Annotated in this window: 17 protein-coding genes; 4 read left to right on the top strand and 13 right to left on the bottom strand. The window is 54.8% G+C overall.

The features are described from left to right. Positions 1–152: 152 nt before the first annotated feature. The 10 genes from pcm to cysD all read right to left on the bottom strand — a co-directional run bounded on the left by pcm (position 153) and on the right by cysD (position 7,584). The gene (gene pcm, locus C2U53_RS15060; RefSeq protein WP_042999543.1) at positions 153–779 is read right to left on the bottom strand and encodes a protein-L-isoaspartate O-methyltransferase; all 627 of its coding nucleotides are present in this window, start codon (positions 777–779) and stop codon (positions 153–155) included. Then, on the bottom strand, positions 773–1,534 hold the full coding sequence (surE, locus tag C2U53_RS15055) for a 5'/3'-nucleotidase SurE (protein ID WP_042999542.1): 762 nt from the start codon (positions 1,532–1,534) through the stop codon (positions 773–775). Before surE ends, pcm begins: the two co-directional genes overlap by 7 nt. Continuing rightward, positions 1,515–2,564, bottom strand: coding sequence for a tRNA pseudouridine(13) synthase TruD (truD, locus tag C2U53_RS15050; RefSeq protein ID WP_104446066.1), 1,050 nt, complete (start codon positions 2,562–2,564; stop codon positions 1,515–1,517). Before truD ends, surE begins: the two co-directional genes overlap by 20 nt. Further along, positions 2,561–3,040 (bottom strand): 2-C-methyl-D-erythritol 2,4-cyclodiphosphate synthase, encoded by a 480-nt coding sequence (gene ispF / locus C2U53_RS15045; RefSeq protein WP_042999540.1) that lies wholly within the window; start codon positions 3,038–3,040, stop codon positions 2,561–2,563. Before ispF ends, truD begins: the two co-directional genes overlap by 4 nt. Then, a complete protein-coding gene (ispD, locus tag C2U53_RS15040; RefSeq protein WP_044329180.1) occupies positions 3,040–3,750 on the bottom strand; it encodes a 2-C-methyl-D-erythritol 4-phosphate cytidylyltransferase in 711 nt (236 codons plus the stop codon). Before ispD ends, ispF begins: the two co-directional genes overlap by 1 nt. An 18-nt stretch (positions 3,751–3,768) precedes the next feature. Beyond that, positions 3,769–4,080, bottom strand: coding sequence for a cell division protein FtsB (gene ftsB / locus C2U53_RS15035; RefSeq protein WP_042288707.1), 312 nt, complete (start codon positions 4,078–4,080; stop codon positions 3,769–3,771). A gap of 183 nt (positions 4,081–4,263) precedes the next feature. Beyond that, positions 4,264–4,587, bottom strand: a complete 324-nt coding sequence (locus tag C2U53_RS15030) for a DUF3561 family protein (protein ID WP_042999538.1) — start codon at positions 4,585–4,587, stop codon at positions 4,264–4,266. 46 nt (positions 4,588–4,633) lie between these two features. Next, positions 4,634–5,239 (bottom strand): adenylyl-sulfate kinase, encoded by a 606-nt coding sequence (gene cysC, locus C2U53_RS15025; RefSeq protein WP_042999537.1) that lies wholly within the window; start codon positions 5,237–5,239, stop codon positions 4,634–4,636. Continuing rightward, positions 5,239–6,666, bottom strand: a complete 1,428-nt coding sequence (gene cysN / locus C2U53_RS15020) for a sulfate adenylyltransferase subunit CysN (protein WP_104446065.1) — start codon at positions 6,664–6,666, stop codon at positions 5,239–5,241. The genes cysC and cysN overlap by 1 nt, the downstream gene beginning before the upstream one ends. A gap of 9 nt (positions 6,667–6,675) precedes the next feature. Continuing rightward, positions 6,676–7,584 (bottom strand): sulfate adenylyltransferase subunit CysD, encoded by a 909-nt coding sequence (cysD, locus tag C2U53_RS15015; RefSeq protein WP_042322572.1) that lies wholly within the window; start codon positions 7,582–7,584, stop codon positions 6,676–6,678. Between the two features lie 273 nt (positions 7,585–7,857). Here cysD and C2U53_RS15010 point away from each other — a divergent pair, with 273 nt between their 5' ends. Next, on the top strand, positions 7,858–8,895 hold the full coding sequence (locus tag C2U53_RS15010; protein WP_042999535.1) for an aminopeptidase: 1,038 nt from the start codon (positions 7,858–7,860) through the stop codon (positions 8,893–8,895). A gap of 66 nt (positions 8,896–8,961) precedes the next feature. Here the strand turns inward: C2U53_RS15010 and cysH are convergent, their stop codons facing one another. The 3 genes from cysH to cysJ are packed head-to-tail and all read right to left on the bottom strand — an operon-like array spanning position 8,962 to position 13,266. Then, complete coding sequence (gene cysH / locus C2U53_RS15005; protein WP_042999534.1) at positions 8,962–9,696, bottom strand: phosphoadenosine phosphosulfate reductase; 735 nt, start codon at positions 9,694–9,696, stop codon at positions 8,962–8,964. A gap of 58 nt (positions 9,697–9,754) precedes the next feature. Then, positions 9,755–11,467, bottom strand: coding sequence for an assimilatory sulfite reductase (NADPH) hemoprotein subunit (gene cysI / locus C2U53_RS15000; RefSeq protein ID WP_042999533.1), 1,713 nt, complete (start codon positions 11,465–11,467; stop codon positions 9,755–9,757). Then, positions 11,467–13,266: an NADPH-dependent assimilatory sulfite reductase flavoprotein subunit gene (gene cysJ / locus C2U53_RS14995; RefSeq protein WP_042999532.1), complete on the bottom strand. Its 1,800-nt coding sequence runs from the start codon at positions 13,264–13,266 to the stop codon at positions 11,467–11,469. The genes cysI and cysJ overlap by 1 nt, the downstream gene beginning before the upstream one ends. Positions 13,267–13,570: 304 nt before the next feature. On the opposite strand from cysJ, the gene queD reads away from it, so the two are divergent. The 3 genes from queD to C2U53_RS14980 all read left to right on the top strand — a co-directional run bounded on the left by queD (position 13,571) and on the right by C2U53_RS14980 (position 15,537). Next, positions 13,571–13,933 carry a 6-carboxytetrahydropterin synthase QueD gene (gene queD / locus C2U53_RS14990; RefSeq protein ID WP_042999531.1) on the top strand — a complete coding sequence of 121 codons (363 nt, stop codon included), beginning with the start codon at positions 13,571–13,573 and terminating at the stop codon, positions 13,931–13,933. Positions 13,934–14,014: 81 nt separating this feature from the next. Then, complete coding sequence (locus C2U53_RS14985; RefSeq protein WP_042999530.1) at positions 14,015–15,286, top strand: FAD-dependent oxidoreductase; 1,272 nt, start codon at positions 14,015–14,017, stop codon at positions 15,284–15,286. After that, positions 15,277–15,537 carry a ferredoxin family protein gene (locus C2U53_RS14980; protein ID WP_071888367.1) on the top strand — a complete coding sequence of 87 codons (261 nt, stop codon included), beginning with the start codon at positions 15,277–15,279 and terminating at the stop codon, positions 15,535–15,537. Before C2U53_RS14985 ends, C2U53_RS14980 begins: the two co-directional genes overlap by 10 nt. Positions 15,538–15,543: the final 6 nt, after the last annotated feature.

Raw genomic sequence — 15,543 nt, 5'->3', positions numbered from 1 at the left:
CTTCCCGCGCTCATTTATCCCCCAGGAAAAATTGGTTAACAACCAGTGACGTATAATCGTGCAGACAGCAAATGGGCACTGGAAAATGTGACCACGATACGCTGACCAGTTCCAAAAACTCCAGGAAAATTCCAGGTATTCGGAACCGCTTTTTACGCGAGTTCCCCTTTAACTAAGGGAACAAAACGTACCGCCTCCACGGTGTCGATAATAAATTCGCCGCCCCGACGACGCACCCGTTTCAGAAACTGATGCTCGTCACCCACGGGCAAGACGAGAATGCCACCTTCATCCAGTTGCGTCATCAACGCGGTCGGGATTTCCGGCGGTGCTGCCGTCACAATAATAGCGTCAAATGGCGCGCGTGCCTGCCAGCCTTGCCAGCCATCACCGTGACGAGTTGAAACATTGTGTAAATCGAGTTGTTTCAGACGGCGACGCGCCTGCCATTGCAAACTTTTAATACGTTCGACGGAACAAACCTGCTGTACCAGGTGCGCCAGTATCGCCGTCTGATACCCGGAACCCGTGCCAATTTCCAGCACACGCGACTGCGGCGTCAGTTCGAGGAGTTCGGTCATTCGCGCCACCATGTACGGCTGCGAAATCGTCTGCCCCTGACCTATCGGCAACGCGATATTGTCCCAGGCTTTATGTTCAAACGCTTCATCAATAAATTTCTCACGCGGCACCGCGGCCAGGGCATTAAGCACCTGCTCATCGCGAATCCCCTGTGCGCGCAGTTGATCAAGAAGCGTTTGTACGCGTCTGCTTACCATTGCGTGCCAACTCCCACGCTCTCTAACCAGTCGGAAACCACATCATGCGCGCTGTGCGCGGTTAAATCTACATGCAACGGCGTAATGGACACGTAACCGTCGTCCACTGCCGCAAAATCGGTATCAGGCCCGGCGTCGCATTTGTCGCCCGGTGGGCCAATCCAGTACAGCGTGTTGCCGCGCGGATCTTCCTGTGGGATCACTTTGTCTGCGGGATGACGACTGCCGCAACGCGTCACGCGAATGCCTTTGATCTGCTCCAACGGTAAATCGGGCACGTTGATATTGAGGATCCGCCCGGTACGCAGCGGTTCACGCCGCAGGGCGCGTAAGATCCGACAGGTGATGGCCGCTGCGGTCTCATAATGCTGGTGCCCGTCTAACGACACGGCAAGCGCCGGAAAGCCAAGATGTCGCCCTTCCATTGCCGCCGCGACGGTGCCGGAATAGATAACGTCATCCCCCAGGTTGGGGCCGGCATTAATTCCCGAGACCACGATGTCCGGACGCGGGCGCATGAGTGCATTGACGCCCAAGTATACGCAGTCAGTGGGTGTGCCCATCTGCACGGCGATATCGCCGTTCTCGAAAGTAAACGTCCGGAGAGAGGATTCAAGCGTCAGCGAATTTGACGCACCACTGCGGTTCCGATCCGGGGCGACGACCTGTACATCAGCAAACTCCCGCAGGGCTTTCGCCAGCGTTTGTATACCGGGCGCGTGGACCCCATCATCGTTACTCAGCAATATGCGCATAATCACCCATTGTGTTGATCAGTTCCCTCACAACGCTGGTGGCGAAGCTCCCCGCCGGCAGCCAAAAACGTAACTCGACGGTGACATCATCCCACCAGTTCCAGCTTAATTGCTGCGGATAGAGCAGCATCGCTCTTCGCGACGCCTCAACTTTTTCACGCAGCAGCAGCGACTGCAACGCGGTCTCCTCGGCAATCGCGGACTGTTCGAACGCCAGCGCATCCCGCTGGGTTCCCCACTCGCCGCTGCCGGGAAGCGAAGCCGTCACCATCAGTTCTTTTTCATCGACACGATGCTGTAATTCCGCTCGTTCTTCTTGCGTGGCGACAAACCAGCTTCCGCGTCCCGCTAATTGTAGCGCATCGCCGTCAACAACTTGATTAAAGTCTGTTTTTTTCAGACACTCGCTGACAATTTGATTAAACAACGCACTGCGGGCCGCCGACAACCAAAAACTGCGTTTATTGCGATCCCTGACCGGTGCATCGCTTTGCGCCCAGCGCAGCGCACCTTGCAGATTGCTGCCGCCGATACCAAAACGCTGAGCGCCGAAATAGTTCGGTACGCCGCCAGCGTTTATCGCTTGCAGACGGGATTCCACTTCATCACGATGACTGATTTCCCGTAGCACCAGCGTGAACGCATTGCCTTTCAGCGCGCCTAAACGTAGCTTGCGTTTGTGACGCGCATATTCCAGCACCTTGCAACCTTCAAGCTGGAAAGCGCTCAGGTCGGGCATCTCTTTGCCTGGTACGCGCGCGCACAGCCACTGTTCGGTGACCGCATGCTTATCCTTTTGCCCGGCAAAACTCACTTCACGGGCATGAATTTTCAGAAACTTCGCCAGCGCGTCAGCCACAAAACGGGTGTTGCAGCCGTTTTTAAGAATACGCACCAGAATGTGTTCACCTTCGCCATCGGGTTCGAAACCTAAATCTTCGACCACCACAAAATCTTCCGGACTGGCTTTCAGCAGACCGAAGCCTTGCGGCTTACCGTGGAGATACGTGAGATTTTCAAACTCTGTCATTTCGCGGCCTTAATGAGTAACGCCACCGCTTCGCAGGCAATCCCTTCCCCACGCCCGGTAAAACCGAGTTTTTCCGTGGTGGTGGCCTTCACGTTCACATCATCCATGTGACAACCGAGGTCTTCAGCAATAAACACACGCATTTGCGGGATGTGCGGCAGCATCTTCGGCGCCTGAGCAATAATGGTCACATCGACGTTGCCCAGGGTGTAACCTTTTGCCTGGATCCGACGCCAGGCTTCACGCAATAGCTCACGGCTGTCTGCGCCTTTAAACGCCGGATCGGTATCCGGAAACAGCTTGCCAATGTCACCCAGTGCCGCCGCGCCAAGCAGCGCGTCGGTGAGCGCATGCAGCGCAACATCGCCATCAGAATGCGCCAGCAGCCCCTTTTCATAGGGAATACGCACACCACCAACGATAATGGGGCCTTCCCCGCCAAAGGCGTGTACGTCAAAACCGTGTCCGATTCGCATTATGCTTTCTCCTGGTGAATTATTTGGGTCAGGTAAAATTCAGCCAGCGCTAAATCTTCCGGACGGGTTACTTTGATATTATCAGCCCGTCCTTCAACAAGCTGTGGATGGAAGCCACAATATTCCAGCGCCGAGGCTTCATCGGTGATCGTCGCCCCTTCATTCAGTGCGCGTGTCAGGCAGTCATGCAGCAGCTCGCGAGGGAAAAATTGCGGCGTCAGCGCGTGCCATAAATCGTTACGTTCGACCGTATGGGCGATGGCGGTTTTGCCCGGCTCTGCGCGTTTCATCGTGTCGCGCACCGGTGCGGCAAGGATCCCGCCAGTGCGACTGGTTTCGCTAAGCGCCAGCAGACGTGCTAAATCATCCTGATGTAAGCAGGGACGCGCCGCATCATGCACCAGCACCCATTCGGCGTCTCCGGCGGCCTGCAATCCGGCCAGCACAGAGTCTGCACGTTCATTTCCCCCGTCCACGACGGTAATTTGCGGATGCTGCGCCAGAGGGAGCTGGGCAAAGCGGCTGTCGCCAGGGCTTATCGCGATGATCACGCGGGTCACCCGGGGATGCGCCAGCAGCGCAAAGACCGAGTGTTCGAGAATGGTTTTATTGCCGATCGAGAGATATTGCTTCGGACATTCCGTTTGCATACGGCGGCCAAATCCGGCCGCCGGCACCACGGCGCAAACATCCAATAAAGTGGCTGCCATGTGATTTCCTGGGCTGGTTTAACGAGTATTTTGCCCCGCAGTTTGCGCGCGTTTAGACGCGTCGGGCACCAGGCGATAAAACGTTTCGCCCGGCTTAGTCATGCTGAGTTCGTTGCGTGCACGCTCCTCGATAGCCTCCTGACCGCCATTGAGATCGTCAATTTCGGCAAACAGCTGATCGTTACGTGCTTTAAGTTTGGCGTTCGTCGCCTGCTGCGCCGCCACGTCATCATTGACGCGACTGTAATCATGTATGCCGTTCTTACCGAACCACAGTGAATACTGTAGCCAGACCAGTAAAGCCAGCAACAGCAGCGTTAGTTTACCCATCCTGCCCCCTGAAAAACGGCATCATCCTCCCATACTTCCGCAAACGACACGACGTTTGCAGACGGGAAAGCCGCAACAACGCGGGCAAATGTACCACAATTGCCCTTTATAACGTATACCCAGAACCCTGAGAACATCATCTCATTGTTAGTTACGGTTTGAATTATGGACAGCCGTCGCGCTTTAGCCCAGCAACCACATAAACAGTGCGCCGAACATTGCGCAAACGGTCAGCAGCGTTGCAACAATGCTGTAGCGCAATTTGCCGTTGAGCAGGGAATGCAGCGCGATACCCACAACCACCGCAACGGGCATCAACGCCAGGAAGAAAGGCCAGGTGTAGATAAAGAAAAACAACGTGTTAGGGCCATACACCAGAAAGGGGATCCCCAACGCCAACAGCCATGACGCGAAGCCCACCACCGCGCCCGGCAGCGACCAGGTGGTTTCGTCATCAGTAGCAAACGCGTCTGTCGTTGTGAGTGTGATGTTCTGGCTATTGCGCATAGTGAATCCTGTAACCTTGACTGACCGTACACAGCGGTCAGGTGTCTCAGGATCTGATAATATCGCTCTGTCTGAGCAGGTCTAATAATTGGGCGACCAAATTTGTTACTAATTGTTCGCCATTGAGATGAACCTCTGGCGATTCAGGCGCTTCGTAAACGGAATCAATTCCGGTGAAGTTGCGCAATTCGCCAGCCCGCGCTTTTTTGTATAATCCTTTTGGATCGCGGGCTTCACAGATTTCCAGTGGCGTATCCACGAACACTTCAATAAAGCGCCCCTCACCGACGCGTTCGCGCACCATTTGCCGCTCTGCACGGTGCGGAGAAATAAACGCCGTCAGTACCACCAATCCCGCATCCACCATCAGGTTTGCGACTTCGCCCACGCGACGGATGTTCTCTTTTCGGTCGGCATCACTGAACCCCAGATCGCTGCACAGGCCGTGGCGAACGTTATCGCCATCCAGCAAATAGGTACTGACGCCCAGTTGATGCAGCGCCTCTTCCAGCGCCCCGGCGACGGTCGACTTACCGGACCCGGACAGCCCGGTAAACCACAGCACAACACCACGATGACCGTGGTGTTGCTCACGCTGTTGCGGCGTGACGGGATGAGCATGCCAGACGACGTTTTCGTCATGCAGCGCCATTATTTTCCTCCCAGCAGATCGCGAGCACCCCAGTGCGGGAAGTGACGACGTACCAGAGTATTCAGTTCCAGCTCAAAGGCGCTGAATTCTGATGGCGTAGCGGTCTCCTGCACAATCGGTTCGCGGACCATACCGGCCCCCACGGTGACATTGCTCAGACGATCGATAAAGATCAGCCCGCCGGTCACCGGGTTTTGCTGATAGGTATCCAGCACCAGCGGCTCATCAAAGGTCAGATTCACCAGGCCAATACCGTTCAGCGGCAGAGTGTCTACCTCACGCTGCGTCAGATTGTTGATATCTACCTGATACTGAACATGATCAACGCGCGCACGGGTCTTTTTACCAGCGATTTTGATTTCGTAACTCTGCCCCGGTGCCAGTGGCTGTTCCGCCATCCAGACCACGTCAACGGCGGCGCTCTGTACGGCAGGTAAACTCTCCTCCGCCGCCAGCAGCAGATCGCCGCGGCTGATATCAATCTCGTCTTTCAGGACGAGGGTAATGGCTTCTCCGGCAAAGGCTTCGTCCAGATCGCCATCAAAGGTGACGATCCGCGCCACGCTGGATTCCACACCGGACGGCAGCACCTTCACGCGCTGCCCTACCTTGACGCGCCCGGAAGCCAGCGTGCCGGAATAACCGCGGAAATCGAGATTTGGACGGTTTACGTACTGCACCGGGAAGCGCATTGGCTGACTGTCGACCACGCGCTGGATCTCAACTGTCTCCAGCACTTCAAGTAAGGTCGGGCCGCTGTACCACGGCATGCTGACGCTCTGGGAGGCGACGTTGTCACCCTCCAGCGCGGAGAGCGGGACAAAGCGGATATCCAGATTCCCCGGCAACTGTTCGGCAAAGGTCAGATAATCTTCACGAATACGCGCAAAGGTTTCTTCGCTGTAATCGACCAGATCCATTTTGTTGATCGCCACCACCAGGTGTTTGATCCCCAGCAGTGTTGAAATAAAGCTGTGACGACGGGTCTGATCCAGCACGCCTTTACGGGCGTCGATCAGCAGGATCGCCAGATCGCAGGTAGACGCGCCGGTCGCCATATTGCGGGTATATTGCTCATGCCCAGGGGTATCGGCAATGATAAATTTGCGCTTCTCAGTGGAGAAATAACGATACGCCACGTCGATGGTAATCCCCTGCTCACGCTCGGCCTGCAGCCCATCCACCAGCAACGCCAGATCCAGTTTTTCACCCTGCGTACCGTGACGTTTGCTGTCGTTATGCAACGATGAAAGCTGATCCTCATAAATCTGCCGCGTGTCGTGCAACAGGCGACCGATCAGGGTGCTTTTGCCGTCATCCACGCTACCGCAGGTTAAAAAGCGCAGCAGACTTTTATGTTGTTGGGCAACCATCCAGGCTTCGACGCCGCCTTCATTAGCGATTTGTTGGGCAAGTGTGGTGTTCATGGCGGCTCCTTAGAAATACCCCTGACGTTTCTTCAGCTCCATAGAGCCCGCCTGGTCGCGGTCAATCACGCGGCCCTGACGTTCACTGGTGGTCGAGACCAGCATCTCTTCAATAATTTCCGGCAGCGTTTGTGCGTTTGACTCGACGGCGCCGGTCAGCGGCCAGCAGCCGAGAGTACGGAAACGCACCATCCGTTTTTTGATCATTTCGCCAGGCTGGAGGTCGATGCGATCGTCATCAATCATCATCAACATGCCGTCGCGCTCCAGCACCGGGCGCTCCGCCGCCAGATACAGCGGGACGATCTCGATGTTTTCCAGCCAGATGTACTGCCAGATATCCTGTTCCGTCCAGTTGGACAGCGGGAAGACGCGAATACTTTCGCCTTTGTTAATCTGCCCGTTGTAGTTGTGCCACAGTTCAGGACGCTGGTTTTTCGGGTCCCAGCGATGAAAGCGGTCGCGGAAGGAGTAAATGCGCTCTTTCGCCCGCGATTTTTCTTCATCGCGGCGCGCACCGCCAAAGGCGGCATCAAAACCGTATTTGTTCAGCGCCTGCTTCAACCCTTCGGTTTTCATAATGTCAGTGTGTTTGGCGCTGCCGTGGACAAAGGGATTGATACCCATCGCCACACCTTCCGGATTTTTATGTACCAGCAGCTCGCAGCCGTACGCTTTGGCAGTACGATCGCGGAATTCATACATCTCGCGGAACTTCCAGCCGGTATCGACATGCAGCAGCGGGAACGGCAGCGATCCCGGGTAGAACGCCTTACGGGCAAGATGCAGCATGACGCTGGAATCTTTACCGATGGAGTACAGCATAACCGGGTTCGAAAATTCTGCTGCCACCTCGCGAATGATGTGGATGCTTTCGGCCTCCAGCTGTCGCAGGTGGGTGAGTCGTTTTTGGTCCATAACCGTTCCTTTACAATACCGCGAATGTCGAGCGCGTCAGATAACCCGACTATAGGGAGCGCAAGAGAACGAATGAAATTACGAATTGGAATGAGTAGTTCCTCAAAGGAATAACGATCTGGCAAAGCAAATATCAAAAAGTGCTTAACCCACCGGAATTCGGGCATTTAAGAGCAAATGAAATTGTTTTAGCGAAGTCACCGTTTCATACTAGATGGGTTAAAATTTTTGCTTTGTATTCAGGGCTCCCCCGCTGGCTATTAAGGATTCACTATGTTTTCCGCAACGCGCCGTCTTTCCGCCCTCCTGGCGCTCGGCGTATGCTTTATTGTCCCCGCTCAGGCGTCATCGCCAAAACCGGGCGAATTTGCAACAATGCAGACCCGTCATATTGCGACCGTTTTCCCGGGAAGGATGACCGGCTCGCCGGCAGAAATGTTATCTGCCGACTATTTACGCCAGCAGTTTGAGCAGATGGGCTATCGCAGTGATATCCGCACGTTCAACAGTCGCTATATTTATACCGCCAAAAATAACCGCAAAAACTGGCATAACGTCACCGGCAGTACCGTTATTGCCGCCCACGAAGGCAAAGCCCCGCAGCAGATTATTATCATGGCGCACCTGGATACCTACGCGCCGCAAAGTGATGCCGACACTGACGCGAATCTTGGCGGGCTCACTCTGCAAGGGGTGGATGACAATGCCGCTGGTCTGGGCGTTATGCTCGAACTGGCAGAACGCCTGAAAGATGTGCCGACGGAATACGGTATTCGCTTTATTGCCACCAGCGGCGAGGAAGAGGGAAAACTGGGGGCTGAAAACCTGCTGAAGCGAATGAGCGCGGCGGAGAAGAAAAACACGCTGCTGGTGATTAATCTCGATAACCTGATCGTCGGCGACAAACTGTATTTTAATAGCGGGCAGAGCACGCCGGAAGCGGTGCGTAAATTAACCCGCGACCGGGCATTAGCGATTGCGCGTCATCATGGCATTACCGCCACCACTAATCCAGGCCTGAATAAGGACTATCCCAAAGGCACCGGTTGCTGCAATGACGCAGAGGTTTTCGATAAAGCGGGAATTTCGGTGCTATCCGTTGAGGCAACGAACTGGAATCTTGGCAAGAAAGATGGTTACCAACAGCGCGCCAAAACCGCCTCTTTCCCGACAGGAAATAGCTGGCACGATGTACGTCTGGATAATCAACAACACATTGATAAAGCCCTGCCCGGACGCATTGAACATCGCAACCGCGACGTAATGCGCATTATGCTGCCGCTCGTAAAAGAATTAGCGAAAGCGAGCTAATCATAAGGCCGGATAAGGCAATGCCCTTATCCGGCCATACTGTCGGACCGCTGAAGGGGGGTTGTTTCACCCTTCATGCAGCCCGCACTCGCGCTTCAGGCCAAAGAAGCGGGTCTCTTCTTCTGCCATGCCGGGTTCCCATTTCCGCGTGGTGTGCGTATCGCCGACGGAAAGATAGCCCTGATCCCACAGCGGATGGTATTTCAGCCCATGCTTTTGCAGGTATTGATAAACCGTTCGGTTATCCCAGTCGATAATCGGCAGCACTTTAAAGACCCCACGCTGGATAGCCAGCACGGGCAGATGCGCACGGCTGCCGGACTGTTCGCGCCGCAGTCCCGCAAACCAGGTTTGCGCGTTCAGTTCCTGCAACGCCCGGTTCATCGGTTCGACTTTGTTGATCTCATTGTATTTCTCAATGCCTTCAATGCCCTGCTCCCACAGCTTACCGTAGCGCGCTTCCTGCCAGGCGGGGCTTTCATTCGCCCGGTAGACCTTCAGGTTCAACCTGAGTTTGTCCGTTAACTCATCAATAAACTGGTAAGTTTCCGGGAACAGATAGCCGGTATCGGTCAGGATCACCGGGATATCCGGGCGGATCTGATTGACCAGATGCAGGCTGACTGCCGCCTGAATCCCAAAGCTTGATGAGAGGACGTATTCGCCAGGCAAATTCTCCAGCGCCCACGCCACACGCCCCTCAGCATCACGTTTTTCCAGTTGGCTGTTGGTTTCAGCCAGCGCCATCACACGCTCTACCTTCGGCAATGCATTAAGCGCGTTTAGATCGAGTACGGACATAAGAACCTCGTTTGCCTGTTTTGCCGGGTGGCACTGCGTTTGCCCGGCAAAGGATGGGTTATTCCCAGAAATCCCGTGCGGGATCGAGCACCGGGCGAATAATGCTCGCACGCACCGTAAAGTCGCCGAAGCCTTCACCCGCTTCGCGCTCTTTCGCCCAGCGCCCAATCAGTTCGTCCAGCGAGTCGAGAATTTCTGGTTCGGTGATATTCTCTTTAAACATCCGCGGGATACGCGTGCCGATTCGGTTACCGCCGAGATGCAGGTTATAGCGGCCAGGCGCTTTCCCGACCAGACCGACTTCCGCCAGCATCGCGCGACCGCAGCCGTTCGGGCAGCCTGTTACACGCATAACGATGTGTTCATCGCTCACGTTATGCTTCGCCATCAGGCCATCAATCTTGTCGATAAACGTCGGCAGGAAACGTTCGGCCTCCGCCATCGCCAGCGGACAGGTCGGGAACGACACGCAGGCCATGGAGTTTTCACGCTGTGGCGTCACGGTGTTCATAAGACCGCTCTCTTGCGCGATCTTCTCTATCTTCGCCTTCTGGCTTTCCGGTACGCCAGCGATGATCAGATTCTGGTTCGCAGTAATACGGAACTCGCCTTTATGGATTTTCGAAATCTCCAGCAGGCCCGTTTTCAGCGGACGTCCCGGATAATCGAGAATACGGCCATTTTCGATAAACAGCGTCAGATGCCATTTATTGTCGATGCCTTTCACCCAGCCAATCCGATCGCCGCGCCCGGTGAATTCATACGGACGAATCGGCTCAAATTTAATGCCTGCACGACGTTCCACTTCCGCTTTGAACGTCTCAACCCCTACGCGTTCCAGCGTGTATTTGGTTTTCGCATTTTTACGATCGGTACGGTTTCCCCAGTCGCGCTGGGTGGTGACCACCGCCTCCGCCACGGCCAGCGTGTGCTCGAGCGGCAGATAGCCAAATTCGCTGGCCGTACGGGCATAGGTTTTCTTGTTACCGTGCTCGATAGAAAGACCGCCGCCCACCAGCAGGTTAAAGCCAATCAGCTTGCCGTTTTCAGCAATCGCCACGAAGTTCATGTCGTTGGCGTGCAGGTCGATATCGTTCTGCGGCGGGATCACGACCGTGGTTTTAAACTTACGCGGCAGATAAGTCTGACCGAGGATCGGCTCCTCGTCCGTGGTCGCGACTTTTTCCTGATCGAGCCAAATCTCCGCATAAGCGCGCGTGCGCGGCAGCAGGTGCTCGGAGATCTTCTTTGCCCACTCGTAGGCTTCGGCATGCAGCTCGGACTCATACGGGTTCGAGGTGCACAGCACGTTACGGTTCATATCATTGGCTGTCGCCAGCGCGTCCAGCCCCACGGAGTGCAGCATCTGGTGCACCGGCTTCACGTTCTTCTTCAGAATCCCGTGAAACTGAAACGTCTGACGGTTGGTCAGGCGAATGCTGCCGTAAATCGTGTTCTCGGCGGCAAATTTATCAATCGCCTGCCACTGTTTGGTGGTGATAACGCCCCCCGGCAGACGGCAGCGAAGTAACATCGCGTGACGCGGCTCCAGCTTCTGCTCGGCACGCTCGGCGCGGATATCGCGGTCATCCTGCTGGTACATCCCGTGAAAACGGATCAGCAGGAAGTTGTCACCTTTGAAACCGCCGGTGAGACCGTCATTTAAATCTTCAGCAATAGTGCCGCGCAGATAGTTGCTTTCCAGCTTCATACGCTCGGCGTCGGTCAGTTTACCTTCGACCACCAGGGGCCCTGGATGTTTTTCGCTCATTAGTAGACATCTCGCTGATAACGGCGCTCAACGCGCAGCTCACTTAAAAATTCATCCGCTGATTCCGCGTCCATCGCGCCGAATTCAGCAATCACGTCCAGCAATGCCTGCTCAACGTCCTTCGCCATGCGATTGGCGTCGCCGCAGACATAAACGTGGGCACCGTCATTGATCCAGCGCCACAGTTCTGCGCCCTGTTCGCGCAGTTTGTCTTGTACGTAGACTTTTTCTTTTTGGTCTCGTGACCAGGCCAGATCGATGCGGCTCAGTACGCCTTCTTTGACGTAACGCTGCCATTCCACCTGGTAGAGGAAATCTTCGGTAAAGTGCGGGTTGCCAAAGAACAGCCAGTTCTTGCCTGATGCTCCCTCGGCAGCGCGCTGCTGCATGAAAGCGCGGAACGGCGCGATGCCTGTCCCCGGACCAATCATGATCACCGGGGTTTCAGGATTCGTCGGCAGACGGAAGTTATCGTTATGTTCGATGAACACACGCACTTCGCCCTCTTCTTCGACGCGATCGGCGAGGAAGCTGGATGCGCCACCGGCACGCGCGCGGCCTTCCACTTCATAACGCACCGCCCCCACGGTGATGTGCACTTCGCTCTCCACTTCGGCCTGTGAAGACGCAATGGAGTACAGACGCGGTGTTAACGGACGCAACAGATCGACTAACGCTTGTGCATCCAGTTGTGCGGGCGAGAAGCGCAGCATATCGACAACAGGCGTCGTGGTGGCGTAATGCTGCAACTGTGCCTTATCGCCGACCAGCGGCAACAACGATTCACTGCGCGTTAAGGTGGCATAGTTTTCAACGATATTGGCGGTATTTACGGTCAGTTCAACATGCCACTGTAGCGCTTCGGACAGCGGGAGAGATTTGCCATTGACCGTAACGGGCTCATCGCCTTTCAGCCAGACCAGTTCTACGATTTCTTTCACCAACGCCGGATCGTTTTGATACCAGACACCCAGCGCATCGCCAGGCTGGTAGCGCAGACCCGAATCACCGAGATCGATTTCAATATGGCGAACATCTTTCTCTGAATCGCGTCCGGTGATTTTTTGATTTACGGACAACGTGGCGCTCAGCGGCGCTTCTTTGGTATACGGGCTGGTGTGGATCTCATTTACCGCTCCGCTGGCAACCGCCTGAGCCGGTGTCGCAAACGGCGCTCGTGATTTCAACACCTCAACCACACGAGCACGCCATTCGGCGGCGGCGGCCTGGTATTCCACATCGGCGTCAACGCGATCCAACAAACGCTCACCGCCGAGTTCCGCCAGCTTGCTGTCAAAATCTTTGCCCGACTGGCAGAAAAATTCATATGACGTGTCACCCAGACCAAAAATGGCAAAGGCGGTGTTTTCGAGCTTGGGCGCTTTTTTAGAGAACAGGAACTTATGCAGCGCGACCGCTTCTTCCGGGGGTTCGCCTTCTCCCTGCGTAGACGTGACGATAACCAGCAACTTTTCATTGGCGATTTGTTTGAATTTGTAGTCGCCTGCGTTAACCAGCGTGACGCTGAGTTTTGCTGCCAACAGATCATCACGCAACGCTTCCGCCACACGACGCGCATTGCCCGTTTGTGATGCAGAGATTAGCGTGATGCCCGGCATTTCCGCCACGGGAGCGGGTGTTGCAACGGCTGCGCCAGGTTGCTGATTCAGCGTACCCCAGAAATAGCCAGAAACCCATGCAAGCTGCGTGGGCGTAAGATCGGTGGTGGCCGCCTGGAGGCGTGCCAGCTGCTCCGGGTTCAGCGGAAGCAAAGCGGAAGGTGGGGCCTGTGTCGTCATGCGTCGTTATGTTCCAGTAAGCAAAGCGGATTTAAGCAATAAAACCCAAACTGAAGATAAGGGTAACGGCGGTGATAGTAACAATTAAAGAAGGGATGGAAATAACAAATAACCAAATGAACTAACCTGTTTTAGCTATAGTTATTAACGACAAAAACGATTAAATAACCACATGATATATAAATGATTATTTAATATTTGCCATCTATATGTGGCATTCTGCTGCTCAGCGCCCTTTTAACTAATGCTAAAAATTGTACTTTACGGTACCCTACGGCGTTTTTTGCATTCTTGAGAGTCAATAATGTCCACCACCTTGTTTAAAGATTTCACCTTCGAAGCCGCTCACCGCCTGCCACACGTACCGGAAGGGCATAAATGTGGCCGCCTGCATGGTCACTCATTTATGGTGCGTCTTGAAATTACCGGTGAAGTCTGCCCGCATACCGGTTGGATCATGGATTTTGCCGAGTTAAAAGCCGCATTTAAGCCGACGTATGACAGGCTTGATCATTACTACCTGAACGATATTCCCGGTCTGGAAAACCCGACCAGCGAAGTACTGGCGAAATGGATTTGGGATCAGGTCAAACCGGTAGTTCCTCTGCTGAGCGCGGTGATGGTGAAAGAGACCTGTACGGCGGGCTGTGTCTATCGCGGCGAGTGATTCCAGCGGATGTGCTGAGGGTCAATATTCTTTAACTAACATTCTGTTAGGGTTATGTGCTCTGGATATCTGGAGCACGATATGTCTGACGATTTTGATATTATTATCATCGGTGCAGGAATAGCAGGCACCGCGTGTGCTTTACGCTGTGCACGCGCCGGACTTTCGGTTCTGCTTCTTGAACGCGGCGAGTTACCTGGCAGTAAAAACCTTTCGGGTGGACGTCTGTACTGTCATGCTCTTACCGAACTCCTTCCCGATGCCCATCTGTCAGCCCCACTTGAACGCCGCATTACCCAGGAAAATCTCACGCTTTTAACTCGTCACGGTGCGACAACCTACACCAGTCTTCGTCCGGAGGGAGATTCGTGGAGTTTACTACGTGCCCGTTTCGATCCGTGGTTCGTCGCCCAGGCGGAAACGGAAGGTGTGCAATTTGTCAGCGGCATAACGGTTGATGCGTTACTTATTGAAGCGGGTAGAGTCTGCGGCGTCATTGCCGATGATGAAACGCTTCGCGGCCGTTATGTCGTTCTCGCGGAAGGGGCAAATAGTGTTCTGGCTGAACGCTATGGTTTTCAGCCACGACCATCAACAACCGCAATGGCGCTGGGAATGAAAGAGACCCTGGCGCTGGATCAACAGATTCTTGAAGAGCGTTTCCGGTTATCTGCACAAGAAGGCGCTGCAATGCTGTTCAGTGGAGAAGTGTGTGGCGCTCTGCCCGGCGGTGCGTTTCTTTACACCAATAAAGAAACGCTCTCTTTTGGTGTTGTATGTCCGCTCTCTACGCTTGCTCAAAGCGACATACCGGCAGTCGAACTGCTGGAAAGGCTCAAATTGCATCCGGCGCTACATCCGTTGCTCAAAGGGAGTGAAACGCTGGAGTATGGCGCTCATCTGGTGCCGGAAGGGGGATTACACAGCCTGCCCGTACAGTACGCGGGAGAAGGCTGGCTGTTAGTGGGAGATGCGCTGCGCAGTTGCGTCAATACGGGTTTCTCCGTACGCGGGATGGATATGGCACTCATCGGCGCGCAGGCCGCCTCCCAAACACTCATCAACGCTTGTCTGAAATGCGCGCCGCAAAACCTGTTTCCAGCCTATCATCACGCTATTCAGCGTAGTCTGTTGTGGGACGTTATGCACCGCTATCGCGAGATGCCCACGCTATTGCAGCGTCAGGGATGGTATAACCAGTGGCCCGCGCTGATGGACGATATTTCTCGTGAGATTTGGCACCAGGGCGAGCGCCCGGTCGCCCCTCTGCGCCAGATTGTCTGGCGTCATTTTCGTCGTCACGGCCTGCGTCACCTGGCAGGCGATATTATCAGGAGCTTACGATGCCTGTAGCCCACAACGTCTGGCACCCTCCCGGCATGTCTCCTATTGTTCCTGCTAACCGTGTCGATTGCGACGTTGCAGAACGGCTGATCACATCTTGCCCGGCAGGACTTTTTTCCCTTACGCCGGAAGGAGAACTGCGGGTCGATTTTCGTGGTTGTCTGGAATGCGGAACCTGTCGACTTCTGTGTGATGAAAAAACGCTACAACAGTGGCGCTACCCACCGTCGGGTTTTGGCATCATTTACCGCTTTGGTTAAATAATA

It is taken from the genome of Citrobacter sp. CFNIH10 (genome assembly GCF_002934585.1).
Taxonomy (GTDB): Bacteria; Pseudomonadota; Gammaproteobacteria; order Enterobacterales; family Enterobacteriaceae; genus Citrobacter_A; species Citrobacter_A amalonaticus.
Note: the sequence above shows the minus strand (reverse complement) of the source record. Positions and strands in the feature narration are given on the sequence as shown.

Bases quoted from the DNA above. Each gene is read 5' to 3' on its own strand.
- queD (WP_042999531.1), top strand. From the start codon at position 13,571: ATGTCCACCACCTTGTTTAAAGATTTCACCTTCGAAGCCGCTCACCGC.
- cysC (WP_042999537.1), bottom strand. From the start codon at position 5,239: ATGGCGCTGCATGACGAAAACGTCGTCTGGCATGCTCATCCCGTCACG.
- cysN (WP_104446065.1), bottom strand. From the start codon at position 6,666: ATGAACACCACACTTGCCCAACAAATCGCTAATGAAGGCGGCGTCGAA.
- cysI (WP_042999533.1), bottom strand. From the start codon at position 11,467: ATGAGCGAAAAACATCCAGGGCCCCTGGTGGTCGAAGGTAAACTGACC.
- surE (WP_042999542.1), bottom strand. From the start codon at position 1,534: ATGCGCATATTGCTGAGTAACGATGATGGGGTCCACGCGCCCGGTATA.
- ftsB (WP_042288707.1), bottom strand. From the start codon at position 4,080: ATGGGTAAACTAACGCTGCTGTTGCTGGCTTTACTGGTCTGGCTACAG.
- C2U53_RS15010 (WP_042999535.1), top strand. From the start codon at position 7,858: ATGTTTTCCGCAACGCGCCGTCTTTCCGCCCTCCTGGCGCTCGGCGTA.
- C2U53_RS15030 (WP_042999538.1), bottom strand. From the start codon at position 4,587: ATGCGCAATAGCCAGAACATCACACTCACAACGACAGACGCGTTTGCT.
- pcm (WP_042999543.1), bottom strand. From the start codon at position 779: ATGGTAAGCAGACGCGTACAAACGCTTCTTGATCAACTGCGCGCACAG.
- ispF (WP_042999540.1), bottom strand. From the start codon at position 3,040: ATGCGAATCGGACACGGTTTTGACGTACACGCCTTTGGCGGGGAAGGC.
- truD (WP_104446066.1), bottom strand. From the start codon at position 2,564: ATGACAGAGTTTGAAAATCTCACGTATCTCCACGGTAAGCCGCAAGGC.
- C2U53_RS14980 (WP_071888367.1), top strand. From the start codon at position 15,277: ATGCCTGTAGCCCACAACGTCTGGCACCCTCCCGGCATGTCTCCTATT.
- ispD (WP_044329180.1), bottom strand. From the start codon at position 3,750: ATGGCAGCCACTTTATTGGATGTTTGCGCCGTGGTGCCGGCGGCCGGA.
- C2U53_RS14985 (WP_042999530.1), top strand. From the start codon at position 14,015: ATGTCTGACGATTTTGATATTATTATCATCGGTGCAGGAATAGCAGGC.
- cysJ (WP_042999532.1), bottom strand. From the start codon at position 13,266: ATGACGACACAGGCCCCACCTTCCGCTTTGCTTCCGCTGAACCCGGAG.
- cysD (WP_042322572.1), bottom strand. From the start codon at position 7,584: ATGGACCAAAAACGACTCACCCACCTGCGACAGCTGGAGGCCGAAAGC.
- cysH (WP_042999534.1), bottom strand. From the start codon at position 9,696: ATGTCCGTACTCGATCTAAACGCGCTTAATGCATTGCCGAAGGTAGAG.